Origin of the sequence: Panacibacter ginsenosidivorans (assembly GCF_007971225.1) — a bacterium.
GTDB classification, from domain to species: domain Bacteria; phylum Bacteroidota; class Bacteroidia; order Chitinophagales; family Chitinophagaceae; genus Panacibacter; species Panacibacter ginsenosidivorans.
The window spans coordinates 2215210-2238061 of the sequence record NZ_CP042435.1; the positions used below are offsets into that span (position 1 = coordinate 2215210).

Sequence of the window (22852 nt, forward strand, 5' to 3'; positions counted from 1 at the left end):
TATGGCCGGTTGAAATTTTTCAGCAATGAAACGTTAATTATCTCAACACTTTCATTTTTACCATTTCTATGCGTGTATCGCTAACATTGAGTGCATCAAACTCATATTTGTCAATAATGATGCGCTCTTTAGGTTTTGGAATCGTCTCATGTTCATTAATAATATATCCGGATAATGTTTCATATTCGCTTTCAGGAAAATCGAGATTGTATTTTTCATTAAGGTAATCCAGTTCCAGTCTGCCTGAAAAAATGTACTCGTTCTCAGATATTTGCTTCTCCACAAATTCTTCAATATCATATTCATCTTTTATATCGCCGAATATTTCCTCCAATACATCTTCCATAGTGATAATGCCTGCAGTACCGCCAAATTCGTCTATCACCCATGCAATACTTTTTCTTTCTCTGGAAAGCTTATTGATAAGATCTGTTGCACTCATACTTTCCGGTACAACAGGTATAGGATGCACCACTGATTGAATATTTTCAGGCTTCTTGAAAAGGTCAAGCTGGTGCACATATCCTGCAATATTGTCTATATTACCATCATATACAATGATCTTGCTGAGTTTTGTTTCCTCCAGTTTCTTACGCACTTCTTTTACGGTAGATTGTATATCTACTGCTTCTATTTCAGTTCTTGGTACAAGGCATTGTCTTATGCGCACTGCGGGGAGCGATAAGGCATTTTGCAATAACTCCCTGTTTAGTTCCTGATTGTTATCTCCCTGCTCATTGGTTTGTTGCAGAAAATGTTCAAGATCCACCATGGAAAATGGCTCGTCAGTATTTCTTATGCGCACATTAAAAAGATATTTTAAAATGCTTTCTGAAAAGTTTACAAAGGCAGTAACTACCGGCGAAAATATATCGTGAAAAAAATCGCTTAGGGGTGCAAAAAAACTGAGCAGTGAATCGCTCTTTGCTTTAAATATTGCTTTAGGATAAAGCTCTCCAAAAAAGATAACTACCAGCCATACTACTGCAATGTCCAATATCAGTTTTAAGTACGGATTTTCTGTATGTACAACAGGTATCCAGAAAGAAGTTTTGATCAGCTCACTTACCAGCAACCCATAAATGATAAGAAAAAAATTAAAACCTATAAGATTACTGCCGAGAAATTTAGAAGGCTGTTCCATAAGCCTTGACATAATAAGACCGCTAGATCTGCCCTGCTTCTTTTTTAACTCAATGCCCAGCCGGTTGGCACTTATAAAAGCGATCTCGATGCCAGAAAAAAAAGCCACAAATAACAATGACACAAATATGCTTATAAGAAGAATATATATCGCTCCCATGCATCGAAAATAATATAAATGCTGATGCTGTCAAAATCTGAGACCGTTATGGATACTGGTATTTAAGAGCCCTGCATTTGTAAAAATATGTAGCTTTAGTTGCGTCGCACACTTGTACTTCCTGCTCATTATTGATCTAAGCGCTGAAGTGTGCGACGCAACGAAAGTTTAACACATGCAATACGGCCTGGCTCATAATTAAACTCTGTTATTCTTTAATATATTTTATAAAAACAAAAACCCGTTTGCAATTCAAACGGGTTTATTTTCGAAGTAATTTATTTTAATTTCCATACTCGCTTATAAATCTGATGCGCATGATCTTTAGCTGTTCCCAATCGTAACCGCCGTCCGCAAGTTCTTCCTGTGCTACCTGCAATGAAGATGTTTGACAGCTTTTGAAATAGTCCATTATTTCATCCTGCTCATCTTCATCAAGCATATCTTCAATTGCATAATTAAGATTGAGTTTGGTGCCGCTTGCAACGATGGTTTCCATTTCTTCGAGCAATGCATCTAAACGCAGATCTTTATTGCGTGCAATGGTTTCGAGCGGTATCTTTTTATCTACATTCTGAATAATATATATTTTGTTACTGCTTTTATTAGCGACGCTTTTCATTACAAAATCATCTGGCTTCTCCACTTCATTTTCCTCCACATATTTTGCAATCAAATCAACAAAAGGCTTTCCGTATTTGATGGCTTTGCCTTTGCTTACACCCTGGCATTTTTCCAGTTCCTGTAAGGTGGTTGGATACATGGTAGCCATATCCTGCAGAGAAGATTCAAGGAAAATGACAAATGGAGGGAGTCCTTTTTTCTTTGCTTCTTTATGGCGCAGGTCTTTCAGCATTTCGAACAGTTTATCATCTGCTGCTGCACTTGCATTACTGCCACCTTCGCCTTCTTCATCATCAGCATTAGCCTCTTCAAATAAATTGTTGAGTACAATTTTAAAGCTGGCTGGTTTCTTTAAAAATTTTTGTCCAAGTTCTGTAAACTTCAGTAGTCCATATTCTTCAATATCTTTACGGATAAGATTTTCGAGTAACATTTGTCTTATAAGACTGTTCCACAGGTGTTCATCCTTATCTTTACCGATTCCAAACTCCGGAAGCTTCTCGTGCCTGTACATTGCCAGTTGAGGCGTTAATTTTCCTATTATAACATTTACCACATATTCTGCAGTAAAGCGTTCATCCAAAGCTTTAATAACCTTCAGCACTTTTACTGCTTCATCTTTTGATTCGATCTTCTCTTTTGGATGCAGACAATTATCACAGTTCCGGCAATTTTCTTCGTGTCTGTCTTCACCGAAATAATGCAGTAATATTTTACGGCGGCATACAGAACTTTCTGCATATGCCACTGTTTCATTGATTAATTGTGCCCCAATTTCCCTTTCGCTTAATGGTTTATCACGCATTAAATGTTCAAGTTTGGAAACATCTTTATGAGAATAATATAACAGACATTTCCCTTCAAGACCATCGCGGCCAGCACGACCGGTTTCCTGATAATAATTCTCTATTGATTTAGGTATATTGAAATGTATCACAAAACGTATATCAGGTTTATCTATCCCCATCCCAAATGCAATAGTGGCAACAATTACCTGTACATCTTCATTTAAAAACTGATCCTGCCTTTCGGACCTTAGCTTAGCGTCTAGTCCTGCATGATACGCTACTGCTTTAATATTATTAGCAACCAATACTTCTGCAAGTTCTTCTGTAGTTTTTCTGTTGAGTGTATAGATGATCCCACTCTTGCCCATATTCTGTGAAATGAAGCGAACAATACTTTTTACCGTTTGATCTTTTTTGATCTTAGGCAGTATTTCGTAATAAAGATTGGGTCTGTTAAACGAAGAAATAAAAATATTCGGATTGCGTAAGCCAAGGTTTTTTACAATATCACTTTGCACTTTTGGTGTAGCCGTTGCGGTAAGGGCCACCACTGCAATATCAGGATTAATGATATCCATCATTTCCCGTAATCTTCTGTATTCCGGCCTGAAATCGTGCCCCCATTCTGAAATACAATGTGCTTCATCAACTGCAAAAAATGAGATAGTAAGATCGCTGAAGAAGTCAAGATTTTCCTGCTTGGTTAAAGTCTCCGGCGCAACATAAAGCAATTTTGTTTTACCTGCAATAAGATCATCTTTTACTTCCTTTATCTGGCCTTTATTAAGCGACGAATTTAAAAAGTGTGCAACATTATCATTCTCGCTGTAACCACGTACCAGATCAACCTGATTTTTCATTAAAGCAATAAGCGGGCTAACAATTATGGCACAACCTTCCAATATCATTGCCGGTAATTGATAACAAAGGCTTTTACCGCCGCCTGTTGGCATTATTACGAATGTATCATTGCCATCCAGTAAACTGTTAATCGATTCTTCCTGGGTGCCTTTGAATTGTTCAAAGCCAAAATGAATACGAAGCCCTTCAAGTATATTATGGTTGTGGGCAATGTTGCTTGCAGAAGATTTCTTTGATACTGGTTTTTTTGAAGCTGTTTTTGAAACAGCGGCCTTTTTAGTAACTGACTTTTTAGTAACGGTTCCCATTGTTCACATAAATTTCCAACCCCTCATTCACGGGGTAATTAAATTAAACTGATAAGGTACTATATTTTGGCCGGAAAAGGCAATAAAATAATTTGCTTTTAGATGACCACAATTATAGAATGACAGAGATAAATATCATTCAAAAATGATATCGACCCTGACGAAGTTAGCTTGCAAATATATTACTAAAAAATCCATTGTTGTTAAAGTTTACCTTTGCGCCGATGAATAAGGATATAAAGCAATCTGCCCTTCTTACTATTGAACTGGAAACCCGGTCTTTGGCGGGATTAAAAGCATACATTGATGATGACTTTGTAAAAACGGTTGAACTTATTCACCGTTCTAAAGGAAGGGTGGTTATAACCGGTATTGGAAAAAGTGCTATTGTGGGGCAAAAGATCGTTGCCACACTTAACTCTACAGGTACCCCTGCCTTGTTTATGCACGCAGGTGATGCCATACATGGAGATCTTGGTATGATTCAAAAAGACGATGTGGTAATTGTTATCAGTAAAAGTGGTGAGAGTCCTGAGATAAAAGTACTAACACCATTGATAAAAAATTTTGGGAATACTTTGATTGGAATGATTGGTAACAGGCAATCATTTCTCGCCAGGGAATCTGATCATCTGCTTGATACAACGGTGGCTCAGGAAGCCTGCCCCAATAATCTTGCACCCACTTCCAGTACAACGGCACAAATGGTTATGGGTGACGCATTAGCAGTATGCCTGATGCAGCTAAATGAATTTAGCGGTAAGGATTTTGCCCGTTATCATCCCGGTGGCAATCTTGGCAAAAGGCTTTATCTAAAAGTGGATGATCTTTATAAGCAAAATGAAAGACCTGCTGTATATGAGGAAACGAGTCTTAAAGATGTTATCATTGAGATAAGCAAAGGGCGTCTCGGCGCAACTGCTGTTGTGGATAAGGATAATAAATTAAGGGCAGTTATTACCGATGGCGATGTTAGACGAATGCTCGAAGAAACGAATGATGTAAGTAATATAAAAGCCAGAGATATTTACAATATTAATCCTAAGAAAATAGCATCGGGTTTACTTGCAGTTGAGGCGCTTGAATTATTAAAGCAATTTGATATAAGCCAGCTTATTGTAACCGATGCAGATGGAATTTATCTCGGAATACTACATTTGCACGATCTAATAAGGGAAGGAATTATATAAACCAGTATTTAAATGAACGAACACAATTACGTTGCTATTCTCGCCGGTGGAATTGGAAGCAGATTCTGGCCCAAAAGCAGAACGCCATTTCCGAAACAATTTCTTGATATACTCAATACTGGCAAAACACTTATACAGTCCACATTTGACCGTTACGCAGCATTTATTCCAAAGGAAAATATTTTTATTATAACTGTAGCCGAATATGTGGATATTGTAAAAAAACAATTGCCGGAAGCAGATATAAAAAATATACTTGCAGAGCCAAGCCGGAAAAATACAGCGCCCTGTATTGCCTACATTTCCTTCAAGCTGATGCAAAACGATCCCGAAGCTTCTCTTATTGTAGCGCCTAGTGATCATCTTGTATTAGACAACGCAGAATTTGAACGGGTAGCTATTCAGGCGCTTGGTTTCGCCGCACACATGCGTGCATTTGTAACGCTGGGCATAAAACCAACATACCCCAACACCGGTTATGGTTACATTCAACATGAAACGCTTGCTGTAGCAGACAATATTTTCAAAGTAAAGACCTTTACTGAAAAACCTAATACAGAACTTGCAAAAGCATTTATTGCCAGTGGAGATTTCTTATGGAATGCAGGCATTTTTATCTGGAAAGTAAAACAGGTATTGCATGCGTTTGAAGAATACCAGCCTGAAATGTACGAGCTGTTTGCCGCAGAACTGCCTCATTATAATACGCCTGAAGAGCAGGCTGCACTTGAACGCATTTATCCTCTCTGCACAAACATCTCTATTGATTATGCCATCATGGAGCGGGCAAATAATGTATATGTAATTCCTTCTTCTTTTGGCTGGAGCGATCTTGGAACCTGGAACAGCGCTTACGACAATCTGGAGAAAGATTATCTGGGCAATGCTGTTGCCGGCGAAAATGTCATGATCATTGATGCTACAAAATGTATGGTTTCTGCAACTAACCATAAGTTGCTGGTACTGCAAGGCCTTGATGATTTTATAGTTGTTGATACCAAAGATGTATTATTGATCTGCAAAAAAGACAAAGAACAACAGATAAAAGATTATGTGGCAGAAGTAAGGCGTAATATAGGAGATCAGTATTTATAATTTTTTTGAACCCAACTGTATGGCTGCTATAAAGCTTTCGTTGCGTCGCACTCTTGTGCTGATAAACAGGTTTCAGCAATCAGCAGCCAGGTTTCAGCTGATACCTGTTTCAAACGTACAAGTGAGTGACACAACAGGCGATGCCATAAGTTTTATAGCCTGTAAAAAAATAAAATATTCTAACTGCAATATTCTTACATGCAAACAACGCTTTGTTTTGATTTTGGCAATACACGTTTAAAATGCGCCATATTTGAAAACGAAACACTTAAAGATGTTGTTATTCTCAACGATGCAGGCATTGAAACAATGCAGCAATTTCTGCACGAACAAAAAGCAACTCACTCTATTCTTTCATCAGTTGTAAATCACCCGCCGGAAATAGAACAATTACTGGCTTCTGAAACAACTTTTCACAAGCTTGGTCACACAAGTAAGCTACCATTTACAACACCTGTAGGAAAGCCTGAAACAATTGGTGCAGACAGGCTAGCATTGATTGCGGCAGCAGTAGAAATACATCCTGGTAAACATAATCTTGTAATAGGTTTAGGCTCGTGTATCACTTACAATTTTGTAAATAAATTTCATGAGTTTCTTGGTGGCAGTATTTCTCCTGGTTTAGAAATGCGTTTCAAAGCAATGAACCAGCTTACCGCTAAATTGCCTTTAATAAAACCACACTGGAATTTCCCACTTACAGGTTATGATACAAAAACAAATATGCTTAGCGGCGTTATATTAGGCATGTGCAAAGAAATAGAAGGCATTATAGAAGAATATGAAATGAGATATGCCAACTTTAACGCGCTTTTAACCGGGGGGGATATGGGCTTTTTTGTGCCTCATTTCAAAAAGAAGATATTTGCAGACCCACATTTAATCTATAAAGGCTTATATGCGATCAATAAAAGCAATAGTTGAGAAAAGTTTTTTTGCAGCGTTCGGTTTGATACTTTCCCTACATCTTTCAGCACAGGAAAATTCTCCATTTTCAAGATATGGTTTAGGTGATCTTTACCCCGCACAGAATATTGCTTCCCGCGGTATGGGTGGCGTTTCTGCAGGTTATAGTCATGAACAGGCATTGAATACTGTAAATCCTGCATCTTACAGTTCATTAAAGTTTATTAGATATGCCAATGGTACCAATGGAGGATTAATTACTTATGATATAGGTATTTCTATTGATGGCAGAACTTTACGCAGTGTTTCGCTTGGCGAGACCTATAAATCAACAAATTTTCTTCCTTCCTATATTCAAATGGGTATACCACTTAGCAGTAAAGCAGATGCCAGGAAACGAAACGCCGGCCTTGTATTTGGTCTTAAACCCGCTACACGTATTCATTACAATGTTATGGATTCAGTTGTAGAAAGTGCTTATACGAGACAAACCCTTTATGAAGGTAACGGAGGGTTAAACCAGGTATTTATTGGTTTAGGCAAACGCTTTGGTAATCTTAGTTTTGGTGTAAATGGCGGATACGAATTTGGCAGGAAAGATGTAAATACCAGGATATTATTATTAAACGATACAGTTAATTATTACAAATCCAATTCTTCGCAGAATACTACTTTCTGGGGGCTTTTTGTAACCCCGGGTATTTCATACAATATTAAATTGAATGAGGTAAAAAAAGCCGGCAACGCTTATAGTGAAGCTTATTTTCTAAGATTAGGTGCGTCAGGCACCCTGGCGCATAGTTTAAAAGCTACAACTGACACACTTCGTGAAACTTTTGATTATAGTTCAGGAGGAGCCACCACTCCAATAGATACCATACATAGCATTACAAAGGTTAACGGTAATATTGATATTCCGCTTACCTATAATGCAGGATTTCTTTTAAGTAAAAAATATATGATTGGTGAAAATGCTGTAGCTACAAAATGGTCATTGGGCGCTGATTTTGGCGCCGGAAGCTGGGCAGATTACAGGTACTATGGCAAAGCTGATAAACTAATAAACAGCTGGACATTTCGTGCAGGGGGTGAATTTGTGCCAGCCCTAACCAGCACTCACTTTTTTAGTCGCTCAACTTACAGACTTGGCCTATATACCGGTAAAGATTATATAAATGCCGATGGTAACAATTACAATGTTAGAGCAATAACGTTTGGCTTTGGTTTTTTTGTAAAGAAATATACCAGTTATGACAATAACTCAACTTTCATAAATACCGCATTTGAGATTGGAAAGAGAGGAAGCAATGTTAATAATGTTACAGAAAACTTTTTCAAATTCTCTGTAGGTTTATCTTTAGCTGATCTTTGGTTCATCAAACGCAAATATGACTAATCTGTTTTCTCATAAACTATATTACGAAGCAGCCATCATCATGTGCTGCTTTTTTGTATGCAGTTGTGAAAACAGTATGCAGGAAGTAAATGATCTTAGTAAGAAAAAGATAGGTAAAGACATTGCCGAAGATGTAACCAGTTATATGAGCCAGGGCGCACATGTAAAAGCAAAACTTACATCTCCATTAATGACGCGTACCGAAGCTGACACTGCTATAATAGAATTCCCCAAAACATTGCAGGTAGAATTTTATGATGACAGCACTAAACCAGAAAGCCATCTTTTTGCTAATTACGGCAAATATTTTGAACAGCAAGGCAAAGTTTTTCTCAAAGACAGTGTGATTGTCTTTAATATAAAAGGAGACACATTACTTACAAATGAGCTGTGGTGGGACCGCGATAAAGAAATTTTTTATACCGATAAAAAAGTGTGGATCAATCAAAAAGACAATCAAAAATTTATTGGGGAAAATGGTATGCAGGCAGATCAATCTTTTAAGGAATGGACACTTTTCCAGGGTTCAGGTATAAGAAATGTACCAGATAGTACACTGCCACAATGATGCTCAATAAGCTAACTTTAAAACGAACTACAAGCCTTCATAATATAACCTGCATCTCAAAAAACTTAAGAACTACAAATAAAGCTATCAGCAGGTATAAGGTATAAGTAAGCTTGTTGCTGATACGCATGTATTTTGCCATAGGCCTGTAAAAGCTGTTCCTGATAGCAGACCTTGAAAAAATAAAAAGTAATGAATGTTCAATAAGCTGGTTATTCTTACGCAACCTGAAATAAAATATAAAAACCATCTTTAAAAGAAATGTTCCCAGTATAAGACTCAAAGTTATTTGAGAAAACAACGGCAGCATATCATAAGATTTGAATGTTTACTCCAATTCCGGGAAAGTTACCCGGTTTTAAAACGCATATGTCACAATTTTATTATTTTCTAATTGCTTTTACGTTGAATAGAGTTATCTCCGCCCTTTATTACCAATACAATAATTATCTGAAAAAATTTATGAGCCAATCGAAAGAATCACTATTAAGCTTTCGTTGCGTCGCACTCTTGTACGCCAAAGAGTATATGAACAATTACAATCATTCAATAAAGCAATCAGCGGCATCAGCACATTTTTCTAATAGTATCAGCTTTGCACATGCTCCTTAATGTATATATTCATAAATGCATTTCCATGATATTGTCATACTCATCGTCATCATTACAGGAGTATTATTAAGCATCATTTTTAAAAAACTAACTATTCATGCTGCGCTAACCGGTGCAATCATCGCCTGGTTTGTATTTATCGGCACAGGTTATACCGGCGTTATAATGATGACGTCTTTTTTTATTCTTGGTACAGCCGCCACCTTATGGAAAATAAAAGCAAAACAGCAACTTGGTCTGGCAGAAATAAATAAAGGGAAAAGAACAGCCCCACAAGTGATTGCAAATGCAGGGATAGCGGCCTTATTATCGATAATAATATGGTTATACCCGCTACAAAAAGAGCTGGTAAGTTTAATGATTGCAGCAGTGTTTTCTTCTGCCACAGCAGATACATTATCTTCCGAACTTGGCAATATCTATGGCAGTAAATTTTATAACATAATTACTTTTAAAGAAGACCAGCGTGGTTTAAACGGAGTAGTAAGTATAGAAGGCACATTGATTGGCTTAGCCGGAAGCAGTATTATAGCAATCATTTACGCCATTGGGTTTGACTGGACTAATAAATATATTTTATTGATTATAGTAGCAGGAACAACAGGTAATTTAGCAGACTCTCTTTTAGGTGCAACAGCAGAAAGAAAATTTTTATTAGGAAATAATACCGTTAATTTTCTTAATACTTTTACCGCAGCAATTACAGCATTACTTTTGTATTTGCTATAATTATAATTACTATTTGTACTGCTTTTTGTAATATATATAAAAAGCCTTCACATAATTCTTGCTATTAAATTCAACAAAAATCTGTGAAGGCTTTAGAAAAATAGTTCTAATTTTTTGCGAGTAAATTAGCAATAAAAAGAGACTCTGGTTTGTGCGTTGTATCAGACGTGTCTTTGGGAACAGTATCTGTAATATTGTTCCAATTACTTTGTGCAAATGCTACGCTACTTTTGTTGTCTTTGTTTGAAGCATACGCTGCAACAAGCATGAGCATCATGCTTCCGAATAATAGTTTTTTCATGGTTAACTCTTTTGATTAAAAGGAAAAATAATTTCTATTTTATAGCCAACTATTATGCCATACATCAAAATGAAAGTGATTATTTTAAAAAAAAGAACAAAAATGTTTCCCATATTAGACTCATTTTTTATATAATGCATGGTTTCTAAAAATCAATACTAGCAAGGTTTTCAGTATATTTAACATAAGTAAACTGATGCACAAATTATGTTAAACTATAAATAAAGAAGAACTACTAAGTATATTTATATGATAATTCAAACTTGCATCTAATAATGATTGCATAGCTTTTAACACATAAAATATTACACTAATTCAATGAAAATTTTTAATCTCATTTTTGTTTTTTTGTTTGTATTATTTGCAGCTCTTCAGTACAATGACCCGGATCCTTATATATGGATGCCTATCTATTTATATGCAGCAGCATTATGCTGGCAGGCTTCACGTAAAAAGTTTTACCCGAAAGCATATATAGCAGGGATTATTGTATATGCTGTTTATGCAGTATACAAAATCTTCGATCAAAATGGCTTATTGGATTGGCTTGAATTACATCATGCTGAAAACATTGCAGAAACTATGAAAGCGGAAAAACCATGGGTGGAAGAAACAAGAGAATTTTTTGGATTAGTTATTTTGATAATTGTGCTGCTGATAGATCTTTTATATGCACGCAAAAGAAAACAATCAGTCTAATAATTCCTTTTCTTTTATTGTTCAATAGTGCACCGAAAGTACAAGTGAGTGACACAATAGGCGCTGCTATACGCACCATTAGCCGTCCACAAAAACATTCTTCTGATTAAACAATTTATACATCTCTATACAGCTATTTTGTAACTTAGATTTTCTTCACAAAAAATCCCTGCTATATGGCCGCCTATACATTACAGATAAACGATAAGCAATACAAAATTGAAGCAGATCCTAAAATGCCACTATTGTGGGCAATACGGGATCTGGCTGGTCTTACAGGAACAAAATATGGATGTGGCATTGCACAATGTGGTGCCTGCACTGTGCACCTGAATGGTACACCAGTACGCTCCTGCTCTATTCCAGTCTCGGCTGCGGCAACTCAAAAGATCACTACGATCGAAGGATTATCGGAAGATAATTCACATCCGGTTCAGCAGGCATGGATTGCAGAACAAGTGCCACAATGCGGCTATTGCCAGAGTGGGCAGATCATGACTGCAACAGCCCTGTTAAAGAAAAATCCAAAACCAACAGATAAGGATATTGATGTGGCGATGCAGGGAAATATATGCCGCTGTGGTACTTACGTACGCATCCGCAAAGCTGTACATACAGCCGCTGAAATAATGTCCAAATCTTAGTGCACTAATTAAAACTGTAACAATGAACACTAGCAATAAAAACGTATCCCGTCGCAATTTTGTAAGAATTACAGGCATTTCAGGGGCGGCGCTAACTGTAGGACTTTATTTACCAGCATCGGCAAAAAATAAAGCAAAAATTATAACAGGTGAAGATGCGGTTAACCTAAGTATAGAAATGAATGCATGGGTATCAATTGACAAAGCAGGTAAGGTTACACTGATGAATCATCGTTCCGAAATGGGTCAGGGCGCTTACCAGGTAGTTCCGCAAATGATAGCTGAAGAACTGGAAGTGAATCTTAATGATGTAAATATTCAATTTGCACCGGGAAATAATAAGAAATATGGTAGCCAGATAACAGGTGGTAGCTCTACTGTACGTGGTTCCTATAAAAATTTGTTGCGCATGGGCGCTACTGCCCGGGAAATGCTAATTGCAACTGCTGCAAAAAAATGGAATGTTTCCAACACCGAATGTTATGCAGAAAACGCTGCGGTTATACATAAACCAACAGGAAAGAAATTTGGATATGGGGAGCTGGCGGAAGAAGCTGCAAAATCAGAAGCTCCAAAAAATGTACAATTAAAAAAGAGGGAAGCCTATAAAATCATTGGCAAGCCTTTACACAGACAGGACACACCTTCTAAAGTAAATGGCAAAGCAATATTTGGCATAGATAAAAAATTAGAGGGGATGATGTATGCCGTTGTTGAACGCTGCCCGCGTATAGTTGGTAAAGTGAAAAGCTTTGATGACAGTGCCGCAAAAGCAGTTCCTGGTGTAAAACATGTTTTTAAAATTCAACGTGGTGTTTTTGATTCATTACTGGAAGGTGTTGCCGTGGTAGCAGATAATGTTTGGTCTGCCATGCAGGGAAGAAAAGCTTTAAAAGTTGAATGGGATGATGATGGCTTTGAACATTTGAGCACTGCACAGTTATATGAAAGAATGAAAGCTGATTTAAGCAAAGATCATCTGAACGACAGGTCAGCCGGTAATTTTCAAATGGTTTTTGATAAAGCAACAAAGAAAGTAGAAGCCGTATATGAGACCCCTTATGAAAGCCACAGTTGCATGGAACCATTGAATTGTGTGGCGCACGTACATGATAACAAATGTGAAATATGGGGTCCCATACAAGGCCCTGATTGGATACAGGCAGATATTAGTACACACCTGGGTATACCAATTGAAAATGTAACAGTAAATATGACCTTCCTCGGTGGTGGATTTGGCCGAAAAGCATTTACTGACTATCCACATGAAGCAGTGGTAATATCAAAAGAAATTAAAGCGCCTGTTCAGGTTGTTTGGACAAGGGAAGACGATATGACGCAAGGGCCTTTCAGACCTGGAGCAGTTTATGGTTGCAAAGGCGCTATAAACGGAGGCAGGATTGCCGCCATGCAAACCAAAATGGCCACACAAAATATGGATCAGCAAGGGCCCAATGCAGATAAAAGCAAATATAATAGCAGTACGATAGAAGGGCTTTTGAAACCTTATTTAGATGTAATACCTGATTATAGTTTTGGGGATGTACCAACTGCATCTCCCATACCTGTTATGTGGTGGCGCTCCGTATATGCATCTACCAATGGATTTGCATATGAGAGTTTTATAGATGAATTGGCAATAGCTGCAGAAAAAGATCCGCTTGCATTTAGAAGAGCGCATTTAGAAAGTAATCCACGTTATGCCGTGCTCGTTGATAAATTATCAGAGGTGACAAATTGGGAAACGCGTGGAAAGAATGAAGGCTGGGGTGTTGCTATCACTGAATGTTTCGACAGCATTGTTGGCGAAGTGGTAAAAGTTTCAAAAAAACCATCAGGCGGCGTTAAGATAGATAAAGTAATAGCAGTAATGGATTGCGGCTGGTATGTAAATCCTGATATCATTAAGGCACAGGTAGAAGGCAGCATTATGATGGCGCTTGGCGCAGCTACGGTACATGAAACAACCTTCGAAGATGGCAAAGCTGTTGAAAAGAATTTTGATAGATACAGGATGCCGCGTTTTACAGATGCCCCCGAAATAGAAGTGCACATTATGGATAATGATGAAAAAGCCGGTGGTGTTGGTGAGCCGGGTTTACCGCCATTTTCGCCGGCATTAACCAATGCAATTTTCGATCTTACAGGTAAGCGAATCAGGAAATTGCCTTTTAGTTTAGATGAAGTGTAAGTTTTTTGTACCCAACATTTGTTTTTTTATAGCATCTTTCGTTGCGTCGCACTCTTGTACATTTGGTTCATTGCTCCACAAAGAACAGAACCCTGAAGAGTGCGACGCAACAATAGTTTAATTACTTATCCAAAGCCTGGTTAATTAAAATAAAAAACTCCGTTTCCGGAGTTCAATAATTTTCTGCTGCTTTGCTCTTTTAATTGTTGTTGCTGATAAAAACAAAAGGCTTTAATTTCTTTTCTTTTACGGCCTGTTTTATCAGGTGCGGCTTTTGAATGATTTTGTAACGATTGAGATCAATAAGTTCGTTTGCAGTACAAAATGCATCCATTTGCTCTACATGATAAAGCAGATCCACCAGTAGCTCAACTTCATGTTCAAGCTCACCGGGCTTCATTGTTTCCTTTTTTGTAAGTACCAGCAAGTCTCTGTTTCGGGGGTTCATAACAAGTCTGGGGTTACAATCGTTTTAAAATAAAAATCGAAAATAATATTGTCTAAAGCTTTGGACATTTGCACTTACCGTAATTTACATCACTGCTGTGCCTGCTTGCGCCGCAGGATGACATCGTCAATGTAACTACAAACAAAAAAATGATCCATTGGTTTATCTTACGCATTAATAAGTATTTTTAAAATTAGGTATTTTTTACACAATAACAATTTTCTATTAAATTTTGATAAGTCATCTCTTTCACAAAACGGTATTGATAGCACCTCTAGACTGGGGTCTAGGTCATGCCTCGCGTTGTATACCTATCATAAAATACCTGCAAAAAAGAGGCTGCAAAGTTATTATTGCTTCTGATGGAGAACAATTGAACCTGCTAAAGAAAGAATTTCCGGGCCTCGAGTTTGTTAAGTTAAAAGGATACAACGTCAGATATTCAAAATATAAACGATGGCTGGGGGCAAAAATATTGTGGCAAACACCTAAAATTCTGCTAAGAATCAGGCATGAACATACTGACCTGGGGGGGATAGTTGACAAATATGATATAGATGTGGTGATATCAGACAACAGGTATGGTTTGCATACTAATAAAGTTCCCTGCATATTCATTACACACCAGCTTATTGTAAAATCGCCATTCCCCTGGTTACAGAATTTTATACAAAAAATAAATTACAGGTTTATAAGTCGTTTTACTGAATGCTGGATACCCGACTTCGAAGGCAAAAAAAATATTGCCGGGCTTTTATCGCATCCTGAAATAATGCCACCAGGCATTAACAAATATATTGGGCCGTTATCCCGTTTTAGCAGGGAAGAAAAAAAAGGAAATGTTTACAAATATTTTTTTGTTCTTTCGGGACCAGAGCCCCAGAGAACGATATTGGAAGAAAAAATAATGCTTATTACGCCAAAGCTTTCAGGAAAAATATTGGTTGTTCGGGGAAAACCAACAGAGCCTGAATCAGATATTGCTCCTGGATTGATTAACATAAAAAATCATCTCACAACAGATGAAATGCAAAACGCTTTTCTACAAAGTGAATATATCATAAGCCGCGCAGGTTACACAACAATAATGGAATTATTATCGCTTGGAAAAAAATCTATCCTTATGCCAACTCCCGGGCAAACAGAACAGGAGTATTTAGCAGATCATCTTATGCAACAACAATGGTGTTATAAATGCAAGCAGGATGACGATTTATTATTTCACATACTGAAAGCAGAAAAATTTGATTATGTGATTCCTGGGTTGGATGAACCTTTTTATGAAAAGGTGATAGATGACTTTTTAATAAGTCTCGATTGCGGGGTATAGTTGCAGCAACTATTCTTTTAATTTGGGATAATCAACAAACCAAAATGTTTTTGTTGCATCTTCAAAATCTTTCCAGTTTTTTATATTGGTTTGAATAGCAAATATGCCACAGGTTGGCATATTATCGATCCTTGTTTTTGTAAGGTCATTCGCAAATGCAGTAATACCGGGATTATGGGCAAAAATGGCAATTGAATCAAATTTATTATCAACTTTTCGAATCACATCGTAAAACACATCAAAAGGTGCTTCGTATAATTCAGATGCTTTTATAATATCATGTTCTGAAACATTATACTTCTTTGCGAAATACCTGGCAGTACTAAGTGCACGGTTTGCAGTACTGGAAATAAAAGCGTCAATTTTTATTCCTTTATCGAGTAGCCTTTCCGCCATTGCATACGCATCGTGATGACCACGATCATTCAATGGCCTGTCGAAATCTTTTTGTGATGGCGTATCCCAACTGCTTTTTGCATGTCGGATCAATAGCAAGGCTTTCATCTATTGAAGATACAAATCTTAATTATTAAACACTATCATTGTATTTTAAAATAAAAAGTAAGCATGTATACATGCTTACTTTTTATTTATGCTTAGCAAAGTTTTAAACGTACAAGAGTGCGACGCAACGAAAGCTAAATACCTGCAATATAGTTGGGCTCAAAAAAACTTAATAACCTCTTACATTCTTGCCTTCATAATAATTAATGAATGCTTTGTTTACAACGCGATTTCCTCCTGGCGTTGGATAATTACCGGTAAAATACCAGTCGCCGGTATTGGTAGGACAACTGTCGTGCAGGTCTTCGATAGTTTGATATATAACTTCAACCGGAAGCATTACTTCTTTAGGTGTTATAAGTTGAGCAATTTTTGCAGATATTTCTTCAGTAGTAAAAGGTTTATAAATCTGGCGAACAACATTCTCTGTGTGCAATTGATTGTTACGCTGCAGCTCTTTTATTTTTTCGTATACACAATTCAAAGTTTCTTCCATATCACGCTCTTTCAATAATTCGATAGCTGCGCGAAATGCAATGAAATCACCAAGCTTGCTCATATCAATGCCGTAACAATCAGGGTAACGGATCTGTGGCGCGGAAGATAAAACGATAATACGTTTGGGATGCAATCTTGCCAACATGCGCACAATACTTTCTTTTAAAGTGGTTCCGCGAACAATGCTATCGTCTATTACAACCAGTGTATCCAGATCTTTACGAACGGTACCATAGGTTATATCGTAAACGTGCTGCACCATTTCGTTTCTGCCGGAATCTTCTGTAATAAATGTACGAAGCTTCACATCTTTGATGGCAATCTTTTCCTGGCGAATTTTACGGTTGATCATCTCTTCGAGTTTCTCAGGCGTAAAATCATTTCCCCAACTAAGAATGCGTTCTATCTTGCGTTTGTTAAGATATTCCTCCATTCCTTTTATCAAACCAAAGAATGCAACTTCTGCTGTGTTTGGAATGTATGAGAAGATAGTATTCTTAAGATCATATTCAACAGCTTCGAGTACGGCTTTGCTTAAGTGATGTCCCAATGCAATGCGTTCCCTGTAAATTTTTTCATCACTACCGCGACTGAAATAAATACGTTCAAAACTACAGGCCCTTCTTTCTTTTGGTTCCAGAATTTGCTCTACTTTATAATTGCCATCGTTATCAACGATCAATGCATTACCAGGCATTAATTCAAGCACTTCGTTTTCGCCCACATTGAAAGAAGTGCGTATAGATGCTCTTTCGCTTGCTGCTACAATTACTTCATCGTCTATGTAATAATAAGCCGGCCGAATACCATGTGCATCACGCATTACAAAACCATTACCATTACCAATCAAACCACCGATAGTATAACCTCCATCAAAAAGCGGCGTAGCTTTTTTAAGTACTGTTGCAATATCTGCTGCATTAGGACTTTTCTCTTCCTCTTTACTAAGGAAATGATGCACCACTTCCATCATTGCAGCAAGATCACTTTGACGTTGAAATTCCCCTGGATCAACATTGATCAATGCAAAAAGCTCTTCTGTATTTACTAAATTAAAATTCCCGGCAAGTGCTAAATTTCTTCCGGGAATTAAATTTCTTTTTATAAAGGGGTGACAAAATTCTACGTTATTCTTACCCTGTGTGCCGTAACGTAAATGCCCAAGCAATAACTCACCTAATGCCGGTACATGACCTTTCATTAAACCCGGATGCTGCTTAATATCTGGCTGATATTTTTCCAGCTCCTGAATCTCCTGGCCAAGTTTAAAGAATATGTCTGCTATTGGTTGTTGTGCATTGCTGCGTGTTCTAAATAAAAACGGATGTCCAGGCTCTACATTCAATTTCACTGCAGCTATACCTGCCCCATCCTGGCCACGGTTATGTTGCTTTTCCATCAACAGGTACAGCTTGTTAAGACCATACATAACTGTTCCATACTTCTGGAGATAATAAGAAAAAGGCTTTCGGAGGCGAATGAAGGCTAACCCACATTCATGTTTTATTTCGTCGCTCATGATGGTTTTACGAAAAGAAGCCGCAAATTTACGGTTAGTTACCGTTAAAAAAAGTTATTTATACAATGGGTTGCAGTTCCGGGGCCAGCGCTTCTGCAAGCCACAGGAACTCACCCACAAACACATCAATATTTTTCTGAAAGGAAGGATCAATCAGGTTTCCGTCCACATCAAATTTCTTATCTACCGTTGGTGTAACCAACATGTGAGGAGATCCGATACCAAATAAAGCATTAATTAACAGTTGCATTTGTTGTGTGGCACGCATACCACCCATTATACCCGGCGAAGCAGTAACAATACCAAAAGTCTTATGCATTTGCTTAGGAAAATGATCGAATAAATTTTTCAACGCTGGTGTATAACTGCCATTATATTCCGGACTTACCATAATGAAAGCATTGGCTTCAAACATTCTTTTTGCCAAAGGTTTCAATTCTTCGGGCGCTCGTTCAACACTTGTAAACACTTCCTGTTGCAACAATGGGAAAGCCCAATCTCTCACGTCGATTATGTTTATATTGTGTTCCGTTCTTTCACTCATATATTTATGCAGAAATATTGCTACCCTGTGTGATAAACTATTTTTTCTCGGGCTTCCTGAGATTATTTCTATGTTCATAATTGTTATTCATTATTATTTTGTGTACCCATCCTTTTGTTCTTTACTTATCGTTCCTTGCGTCGCACACTTGTACTTTATAAAACGGTGCAGCATTAATGATTGATCGGTACTTCTATTATTATAAATTCTGATGCTGCTGTTGTCAGTAATGTAATTGTATCTGCTTCCCAAAAACCTATTGCATCTCTTCTATTGATCGTTTCGTTTGCTGTTTGTAAACTTCCTTCCATTACAAAAATGTATACGCCTTTATTTAATGGATTCAGTTTGTATTCAATTGTTTTACCTGCATCAAAATACCCAAGGCTGATCTTGGCATTTTGATTGATCCAACAATGCTCCTGTCCTTCTTCGTTACTTAAGGCTGTTTTTAAAATATTTTTCCTTTTGTCTTTCGGAAAATTTCTTCGTTGATATCTAGGTTCAATATTTTGCAGCTTTGGTTCAATCCATATCTGTAAAAAGTTTACATCATCTCCACCAATATTGTATTCTTCATGTTTTAATCCTTTGCCTGCGCTCATTATCTGCACCCAATCTTTTTCTACTATATCGCTGTAGCCCATTGAGTCTTTATGATTCATTTTGCCCTGTAGTAAAATACTGATGATCTCCATATTTGTGTGTGGATGCAAACCAAAACCACCACCGGGTTTTACAATATCATCGTTGAGAGTGTGGAGTAGTCCAAAGCCTTTCATTAAAGGATTGTAGTAAGACGAAAAGCTGAATGAAAACTTACTGATGAGCCAGCCAATGTCTTTTGTGCCGCGGTCTTCTTTGCGATGAATAATGTATTGCATATATCTTATTTCTTAAAGAGGAAATCTTTTTCGTGATGACTTTTATTACAGATCAAAATTATAATTATAACCGGATTTGTTTACCATTGCGATGAACCTTGAACAGTGCGACGCAACAAAAGCTTAATGGTAGCGCTGCTGCCCGGTTCAACAGAAAAAAGCACCAGGCATATTACCTGGCACTTTTATAATTATGCTTGTTTTATAAATTGTACCTGCACATGCAACTTTACATCATCATTCAATAAAAAGCCACCGGTTTCTGTAACTGCATTCCATACCAAGCCAAAGTCTTTACGGTTGATCTTTCCGTTAATTTCAAAACCTATTTTTGTTTGCCCCCATGGATCAATTGTTGAACCGTTGTAAGTAACATCGAGTGTTACAGGTTTTGTTACATCGCGAATGGTGAGATTGCCGGTTACTATATAATCTTCCTCATTCTTTTTAGTTATTGAAGTTGATTCAAATGTCAACTTTGGAAATTTTTCTACGCTAAAGAAATCATCAGCTTTTAAATGACCATCTCTTTGTTCATTGTTCGTGCTGATACTATTCGTATCTGCTTCGAAAGTAACTTTTGCATCTGTGAAGTCTTCTTTGTCTGCTGTAAGTGTTGCATCGAATTTTGAAAAACTTCCGGTTACATTTGAAATCATAAGGTGTTTTACTTTAAATGTAGCCTCTGAGTGTGATGCGTCGAATTTGTACGTTGCCATAATACTTGGTTTGTGTGATTTATTATTATGTTTGTTATTTAGTCTTCAATTAAAATACCCATTTTACCGATTTGATAATCGCGAAAAGCCTGCAATAATTCTGTTTCATTATTCATTACAAATGGCCCGTGAGAAGCGACTTTTTCATTAAGTGGTTCTCCTGAACCAATGAAGAACCTTGTATCTTCGAATGCTTCTACTTCAAAACCTGCACCATCATTATTGAATACGGCTGCATACTTTCCATCTACTGCATGTTCATTGTTTACATTTACTTTTCCATCGAGTAAATAAATAAATGCATTATGGTTTGCAGGGATGGTGAAGCAATATTTACCACCCTTTTTAAACTCAGCAGTAAAAGTGTTTACAGGTGTAAGTGTTGGAATCTTTCCATTAATACCATCAAGTTCACCTGCAATTACATGTATTGCTATTAATCCATCTTCTGAAAGAATGGTTGGCGTTTCTTCTGCTGTTAATGGATAATAATGTGGCTGATCCATTTTATGATTTGCAGGAGAGTTAACCCAGAGCTGTATAATTTCCTGTCTTCCGCCTATTTCAAAAATATCATGTGGAGGTCTTTCGCTGTGAATAATTCCCATACCTGCATTCATCCATTGTGTGCCGCCTGCGTAAATGGTATTATTATTTCCGCGACTGTCTCTATGATGCACGCCACCTTTGAAGATAAATGTAACAGGAGAAAAACCTCTGTGCGGATGTGGACCAACACCTGATTGCGTAACAGGTTTATGTTGTGGTACTTTTACATCTGCATGATGTAATAAAAGAAATGGATCTAGTTGTTCTGTTTTTCCTGAAGGAAATGGTTGTCTTACAGGAAAGCCGCCCATATCAAATTGTTGTGCGTATAATGTTTGTTTAATTGTTCTGTTGTTCATATTACGCTACTCCTTCTAATTTCATTGGAATGTCTATCAATAATACTTCAGCATTTGTGGTTGCTGTAATGCTTATGTTATCTGTATCCCAAATTCCTAATGCATCTCTTTTGCCAAGTTTCTGACCACCAATCGTCACTTCGCCTTCCAATACAAAAGCATATACCCCGTTCCCATTATTCTTTATCAAATAGGTTGTAGAAAAATCTTTATCCATTTTTCCTAATGAAAACCACGCATCCTGGTTTATCCAGACTGCATCTTTATTATCGGGTGCTACTACTGTCAGTATCTTGTTATTCCTGTCTTCGGGATTAAAAGTTTTTTGTTCGTAGCGCGGTGTAATATTTTGTTCTTTAGGAAATACCCACACTTGCAAGAATTTTACTTCTTTGTCTTTGTTGGCGTTCATTTCACTATGGGCAATACCGCTGCCGGCACTCATGATCTGTACATCATTTTGTTTAATGATTTCATGGCGGCCGGTACTGTCTTTATGCTCCAGATCCCCGAATAGCGGGATGGAAACTATTTCCATATTATCATGAGGGTGTTTTGAAAAACCAAATCCGGCTTTAACTGTATCATCATTCAGCACACGCAATGCACCAAAATGAACTTTTTCAGGGTCATAGAAATGTGCAAAGCTGAAAGAATGGTAACTATCTAACCAGCCATGATTGGCGTGTCCTCTCTCGGCGGCTTTGTGTAAGATAGTTTTCATAAATACTCCTTTTTTGTTTTGATTTTTATACATGTATATACATGTATTTGTGTAAAAAAATTTATTCTTCGGTTATTCTTAACTGCTCCAGCAGATTATTTAAAATTATTGCCGACTCGTCATCCATGGTAACTGTTTTTGCATATAGGTTATCTATACGTGCGGTTGTCATTTCTAAAATATTAATACCCGCTTGTGTAATCGTAATAACTGTTTCCCTTTTATCTTCTGCTGATGTACTTCTTCTCACCAGTTTCTTTACTTCCAATCTGTCTATAATACGTGGTACATTTGAATTTTTCTCTATCATTCGGCAGGCAATATCTCTTACACACATTTGATCAGGGTACTTACCTTTCAGTATTCTTAACACGTTGTATTGTTCATGTGTTAACCCGTATTCTTTTAATTCTTTACTCATGATGGTTTTTAACCACCAGGCTGTATATAAAATATTCAAACCTGCTTTATGCACTTCGCTCTTAAATTTTGTACTTTTTATTGCCTGTTCTAATTTCACAAGGCAAATGTATGTATATACATGTATTATTTCCAAATT

23 protein-coding genes are annotated in these 22852 nt (G+C 37.2%); 10 read left to right on the plus strand and 13 right to left on the minus strand.

The window, feature by feature from the left end; genetic code table 11:
* Window positions 1-37: 37 nt before the first annotated feature.
* Both FRZ67_RS09245 and recQ read right to left on the minus strand, forming a co-directional pair.
* Complete coding sequence (locus FRZ67_RS09245; RefSeq protein WP_147189278.1) at window positions 38-1303, minus strand: hemolysin family protein; 1266 nt, start codon at window positions 1301-1303, stop codon at window positions 38-40.
* A gap of 283 nt (window positions 1304-1586) precedes the next feature.
* Window positions 1587-3884 (minus strand): DNA helicase RecQ, encoded by a 2298-nt coding sequence (gene recQ / locus FRZ67_RS09250; RefSeq protein WP_147189279.1) that lies wholly within the window; start codon window positions 3882-3884, stop codon window positions 1587-1589.
* A gap of 224 nt (window positions 3885-4108) precedes the next feature.
* On the opposite strand from recQ, the gene FRZ67_RS09255 reads away from it, so the two are divergent.
* The 5 genes from FRZ67_RS09255 to lptC all read left to right on the plus strand — a co-directional run bounded on the left by FRZ67_RS09255 (window position 4109) and on the right by lptC (window position 9039).
* Window positions 4109-5074 (plus strand): KpsF/GutQ family sugar-phosphate isomerase, encoded by a 966-nt coding sequence (locus FRZ67_RS09255; protein WP_147189280.1) that lies wholly within the window; start codon window positions 4109-4111, stop codon window positions 5072-5074.
* A gap of 12 nt (window positions 5075-5086) precedes the next feature.
* Window positions 5087-6169, plus strand: coding sequence for a mannose-1-phosphate guanylyltransferase (locus FRZ67_RS09260; protein ID WP_147189281.1), 1083 nt, complete (start codon window positions 5087-5089; stop codon window positions 6167-6169).
* Window positions 6170-6367: 198 nt separating this feature from the next.
* Window positions 6368-7093, plus strand: a complete 726-nt coding sequence (locus FRZ67_RS09265) for a type III pantothenate kinase (RefSeq protein ID WP_147189282.1) — start codon at window positions 6368-6370, stop codon at window positions 7091-7093.
* On the plus strand, window positions 7068-8471 hold the full coding sequence (locus FRZ67_RS09270; RefSeq protein ID WP_147189283.1) for a BamG-related protein: 1404 nt from the start codon (window positions 7068-7070) through the stop codon (window positions 8469-8471). Before FRZ67_RS09265 ends, FRZ67_RS09270 begins: the two co-directional genes overlap by 26 nt.
* Complete coding sequence (lptC, locus tag FRZ67_RS09275) at window positions 8464-9039, plus strand: LPS export ABC transporter periplasmic protein LptC (protein WP_147189284.1); 576 nt, start codon at window positions 8464-8466, stop codon at window positions 9037-9039. The genes FRZ67_RS09270 and lptC overlap by 8 nt, the downstream gene beginning before the upstream one ends.
* Before the next feature lie 37 nt (window positions 9040-9076).
* Here lptC and FRZ67_RS09280 read toward each other — a convergent pair whose 3' ends face one another.
* Window positions 9077-9349: a hypothetical protein gene (locus tag FRZ67_RS09280; RefSeq protein WP_147189285.1), complete on the minus strand. Its 273-nt coding sequence runs from the start codon at window positions 9347-9349 to the stop codon at window positions 9077-9079.
* 317 nt (window positions 9350-9666) lie between these two features.
* On the opposite strand from FRZ67_RS09280, the gene FRZ67_RS09285 reads away from it, so the two are divergent.
* Window positions 9667-10380 carry a DUF92 domain-containing protein gene (locus FRZ67_RS09285; protein ID WP_147189286.1) on the plus strand — a complete coding sequence of 238 codons (714 nt, stop codon included), beginning with the start codon at window positions 9667-9669 and terminating at the stop codon, window positions 10378-10380.
* A 106-nt stretch (window positions 10381-10486) separates the two neighbouring features.
* Here FRZ67_RS09285 and FRZ67_RS09290 read toward each other — a convergent pair whose 3' ends face one another.
* Window positions 10487-10681 (minus strand): hypothetical protein, encoded by a 195-nt coding sequence (locus tag FRZ67_RS09290; RefSeq protein ID WP_147189287.1) that lies wholly within the window; start codon window positions 10679-10681, stop codon window positions 10487-10489.
* 318 nt (window positions 10682-10999) lie between these two features.
* Between FRZ67_RS09290 and FRZ67_RS09295 the strand changes: the two genes are divergently transcribed.
* The 3 genes from FRZ67_RS09295 to FRZ67_RS09305 all read left to right on the plus strand — a co-directional run bounded on the left by FRZ67_RS09295 (window position 11000) and on the right by FRZ67_RS09305 (window position 14215).
* Entirely contained in the window at window positions 11000-11380 is a 381-nt protein-coding gene (locus tag FRZ67_RS09295; protein ID WP_147189288.1) for a transmembrane 220 family protein, read from the plus strand.
* A gap of 176 nt (window positions 11381-11556) precedes the next feature.
* Window positions 11557-12024: a (2Fe-2S)-binding protein gene (locus FRZ67_RS09300; protein WP_147189289.1), complete on the plus strand. Its 468-nt coding sequence runs from the start codon at window positions 11557-11559 to the stop codon at window positions 12022-12024.
* A 22-nt stretch (window positions 12025-12046) separates the two neighbouring features.
* Window positions 12047-14215: a xanthine dehydrogenase family protein molybdopterin-binding subunit gene (locus tag FRZ67_RS09305; protein WP_147189290.1), complete on the plus strand. Its 2169-nt coding sequence runs from the start codon at window positions 12047-12049 to the stop codon at window positions 14213-14215.
* A gap of 199 nt (window positions 14216-14414) precedes the next feature.
* Here the strand turns inward: FRZ67_RS09305 and FRZ67_RS09310 are convergent, their stop codons facing one another.
* Window positions 14415-14663, minus strand: coding sequence for a hypothetical protein (locus tag FRZ67_RS09310; protein WP_147189291.1), 249 nt, complete (start codon window positions 14661-14663; stop codon window positions 14415-14417).
* Between the two features lie 262 nt (window positions 14664-14925).
* Here FRZ67_RS09310 and FRZ67_RS09315 point away from each other — a divergent pair, with 262 nt between their 5' ends.
* Complete coding sequence (locus tag FRZ67_RS09315) at window positions 14926-15993, plus strand: glycosyltransferase (RefSeq protein WP_147189292.1); 1068 nt, start codon at window positions 14926-14928, stop codon at window positions 15991-15993.
* A 9-nt stretch (window positions 15994-16002) separates the two neighbouring features.
* Here the strand turns inward: FRZ67_RS09315 and FRZ67_RS09320 are convergent, their stop codons facing one another.
* From FRZ67_RS09320 to FRZ67_RS09355, 8 genes are all read right to left on the minus strand, one after another.
* On the minus strand, window positions 16003-16497 hold the full coding sequence (locus tag FRZ67_RS09320; RefSeq protein WP_147189293.1) for a SixA phosphatase family protein: 495 nt from the start codon (window positions 16495-16497) through the stop codon (window positions 16003-16005).
* A 169-nt stretch (window positions 16498-16666) separates the two neighbouring features.
* Window positions 16667-18514 (minus strand): amidophosphoribosyltransferase, encoded by a 1848-nt coding sequence (locus tag FRZ67_RS09325; protein ID WP_147189294.1) that lies wholly within the window; start codon window positions 18512-18514, stop codon window positions 16667-16669.
* Window positions 18515-18572: 58 nt separating this feature from the next.
* Window positions 18573-19136, minus strand: coding sequence for an NADPH-dependent FMN reductase (locus FRZ67_RS09330; protein WP_147189295.1), 564 nt, complete (start codon window positions 19134-19136; stop codon window positions 18573-18575).
* A 95-nt stretch (window positions 19137-19231) separates the two neighbouring features.
* Entirely contained in the window at window positions 19232-19942 is a 711-nt protein-coding gene (locus FRZ67_RS09335; RefSeq protein ID WP_147189296.1) for a pirin family protein, read from the minus strand.
* Between the two features lie 191 nt (window positions 19943-20133).
* Window positions 20134-20661 (minus strand): YceI family protein, encoded by a 528-nt coding sequence (locus FRZ67_RS09340; RefSeq protein WP_147189297.1) that lies wholly within the window; start codon window positions 20659-20661, stop codon window positions 20134-20136.
* A 38-nt stretch (window positions 20662-20699) separates the two neighbouring features.
* On the minus strand, window positions 20700-21569 hold the full coding sequence (locus FRZ67_RS09345) for a pirin family protein (RefSeq protein WP_147189298.1): 870 nt from the start codon (window positions 21567-21569) through the stop codon (window positions 20700-20702).
* Between the two features lies 1 nt (window position 21570).
* On the minus strand, window positions 21571-22293 hold the full coding sequence (locus tag FRZ67_RS09350) for a pirin family protein (protein ID WP_147189299.1): 723 nt from the start codon (window positions 22291-22293) through the stop codon (window positions 21571-21573).
* Between the two features lie 61 nt (window positions 22294-22354).
* Window positions 22355-22813 carry a MarR family winged helix-turn-helix transcriptional regulator gene (locus FRZ67_RS09355; protein ID WP_147189300.1) on the minus strand — a complete coding sequence of 153 codons (459 nt, stop codon included), beginning with the start codon at window positions 22811-22813 and terminating at the stop codon, window positions 22355-22357.
* Window positions 22814-22852 lie beyond the last annotated feature (39 nt).

Bases quoted from the DNA above. Each gene is read 5' to 3' on its own strand.
- FRZ67_RS09245 (WP_147189278.1), bottom strand. From the start codon at position 1,303: ATGGGAGCGATATATATTCTTCTTATAAGCATATTTGTGTCATTGTTA.
- recQ (WP_147189279.1), bottom strand. From the start codon at position 3,884: ATGGGAACCGTTACTAAAAAGTCAGTTACTAAAAAGGCCGCTGTTTCA.
- FRZ67_RS09255 (WP_147189280.1), top strand. From the start codon at position 4,109: ATGAATAAGGATATAAAGCAATCTGCCCTTCTTACTATTGAACTGGAA.
- FRZ67_RS09260 (WP_147189281.1), top strand. From the start codon at position 5,087: ATGAACGAACACAATTACGTTGCTATTCTCGCCGGTGGAATTGGAAGC.
- FRZ67_RS09265 (WP_147189282.1), top strand. From the start codon at position 6,368: ATGCAAACAACGCTTTGTTTTGATTTTGGCAATACACGTTTAAAATGC.
- FRZ67_RS09270 (WP_147189283.1), top strand. From the start codon at position 7,068: ATGCGATCAATAAAAGCAATAGTTGAGAAAAGTTTTTTTGCAGCGTTC.
- lptC (WP_147189284.1), top strand. From the start codon at position 8,464: ATGACTAATCTGTTTTCTCATAAACTATATTACGAAGCAGCCATCATC.
- FRZ67_RS09280 (WP_147189285.1), bottom strand. From the start codon at position 9,349: ATGCTGCCGTTGTTTTCTCAAATAACTTTGAGTCTTATACTGGGAACA.
- FRZ67_RS09285 (WP_147189286.1), top strand. From the start codon at position 9,667: ATGCATTTCCATGATATTGTCATACTCATCGTCATCATTACAGGAGTA.
- FRZ67_RS09290 (WP_147189287.1), bottom strand. From the start codon at position 10,681: ATGAAAAAACTATTATTCGGAAGCATGATGCTCATGCTTGTTGCAGCG.
- FRZ67_RS09295 (WP_147189288.1), top strand. From the start codon at position 11,000: ATGAAAATTTTTAATCTCATTTTTGTTTTTTTGTTTGTATTATTTGCA.
- FRZ67_RS09300 (WP_147189289.1), top strand. From the start codon at position 11,557: ATGGCCGCCTATACATTACAGATAAACGATAAGCAATACAAAATTGAA.
- FRZ67_RS09305 (WP_147189290.1), top strand. From the start codon at position 12,047: ATGAACACTAGCAATAAAAACGTATCCCGTCGCAATTTTGTAAGAATT.
- FRZ67_RS09310 (WP_147189291.1), bottom strand. From the start codon at position 14,663: ATGAACCCCCGAAACAGAGACTTGCTGGTACTTACAAAAAAGGAAACA.
- FRZ67_RS09320 (WP_147189293.1), bottom strand. From the start codon at position 16,497: ATGAAAGCCTTGCTATTGATCCGACATGCAAAAAGCAGTTGGGATACG.
- FRZ67_RS09325 (WP_147189294.1), bottom strand. From the start codon at position 18,514: ATGAGCGACGAAATAAAACATGAATGTGGGTTAGCCTTCATTCGCCTC.
- FRZ67_RS09330 (WP_147189295.1), bottom strand. From the start codon at position 19,136: ATGAACATAGAAATAATCTCAGGAAGCCCGAGAAAAAATAGTTTATCA.
- FRZ67_RS09335 (WP_147189296.1), bottom strand. From the start codon at position 19,942: ATGCAATACATTATTCATCGCAAAGAAGACCGCGGCACAAAAGACATT.
- FRZ67_RS09340 (WP_147189297.1), bottom strand. From the start codon at position 20,661: ATGGCAACGTACAAATTCGACGCATCACACTCAGAGGCTACATTTAAA.
- FRZ67_RS09345 (WP_147189298.1), bottom strand. From the start codon at position 21,569: ATGAACAACAGAACAATTAAACAAACATTATACGCACAACAATTTGAT.
- FRZ67_RS09350 (WP_147189299.1), bottom strand. From the start codon at position 22,293: ATGAAAACTATCTTACACAAAGCCGCCGAGAGAGGACACGCCAATCAT.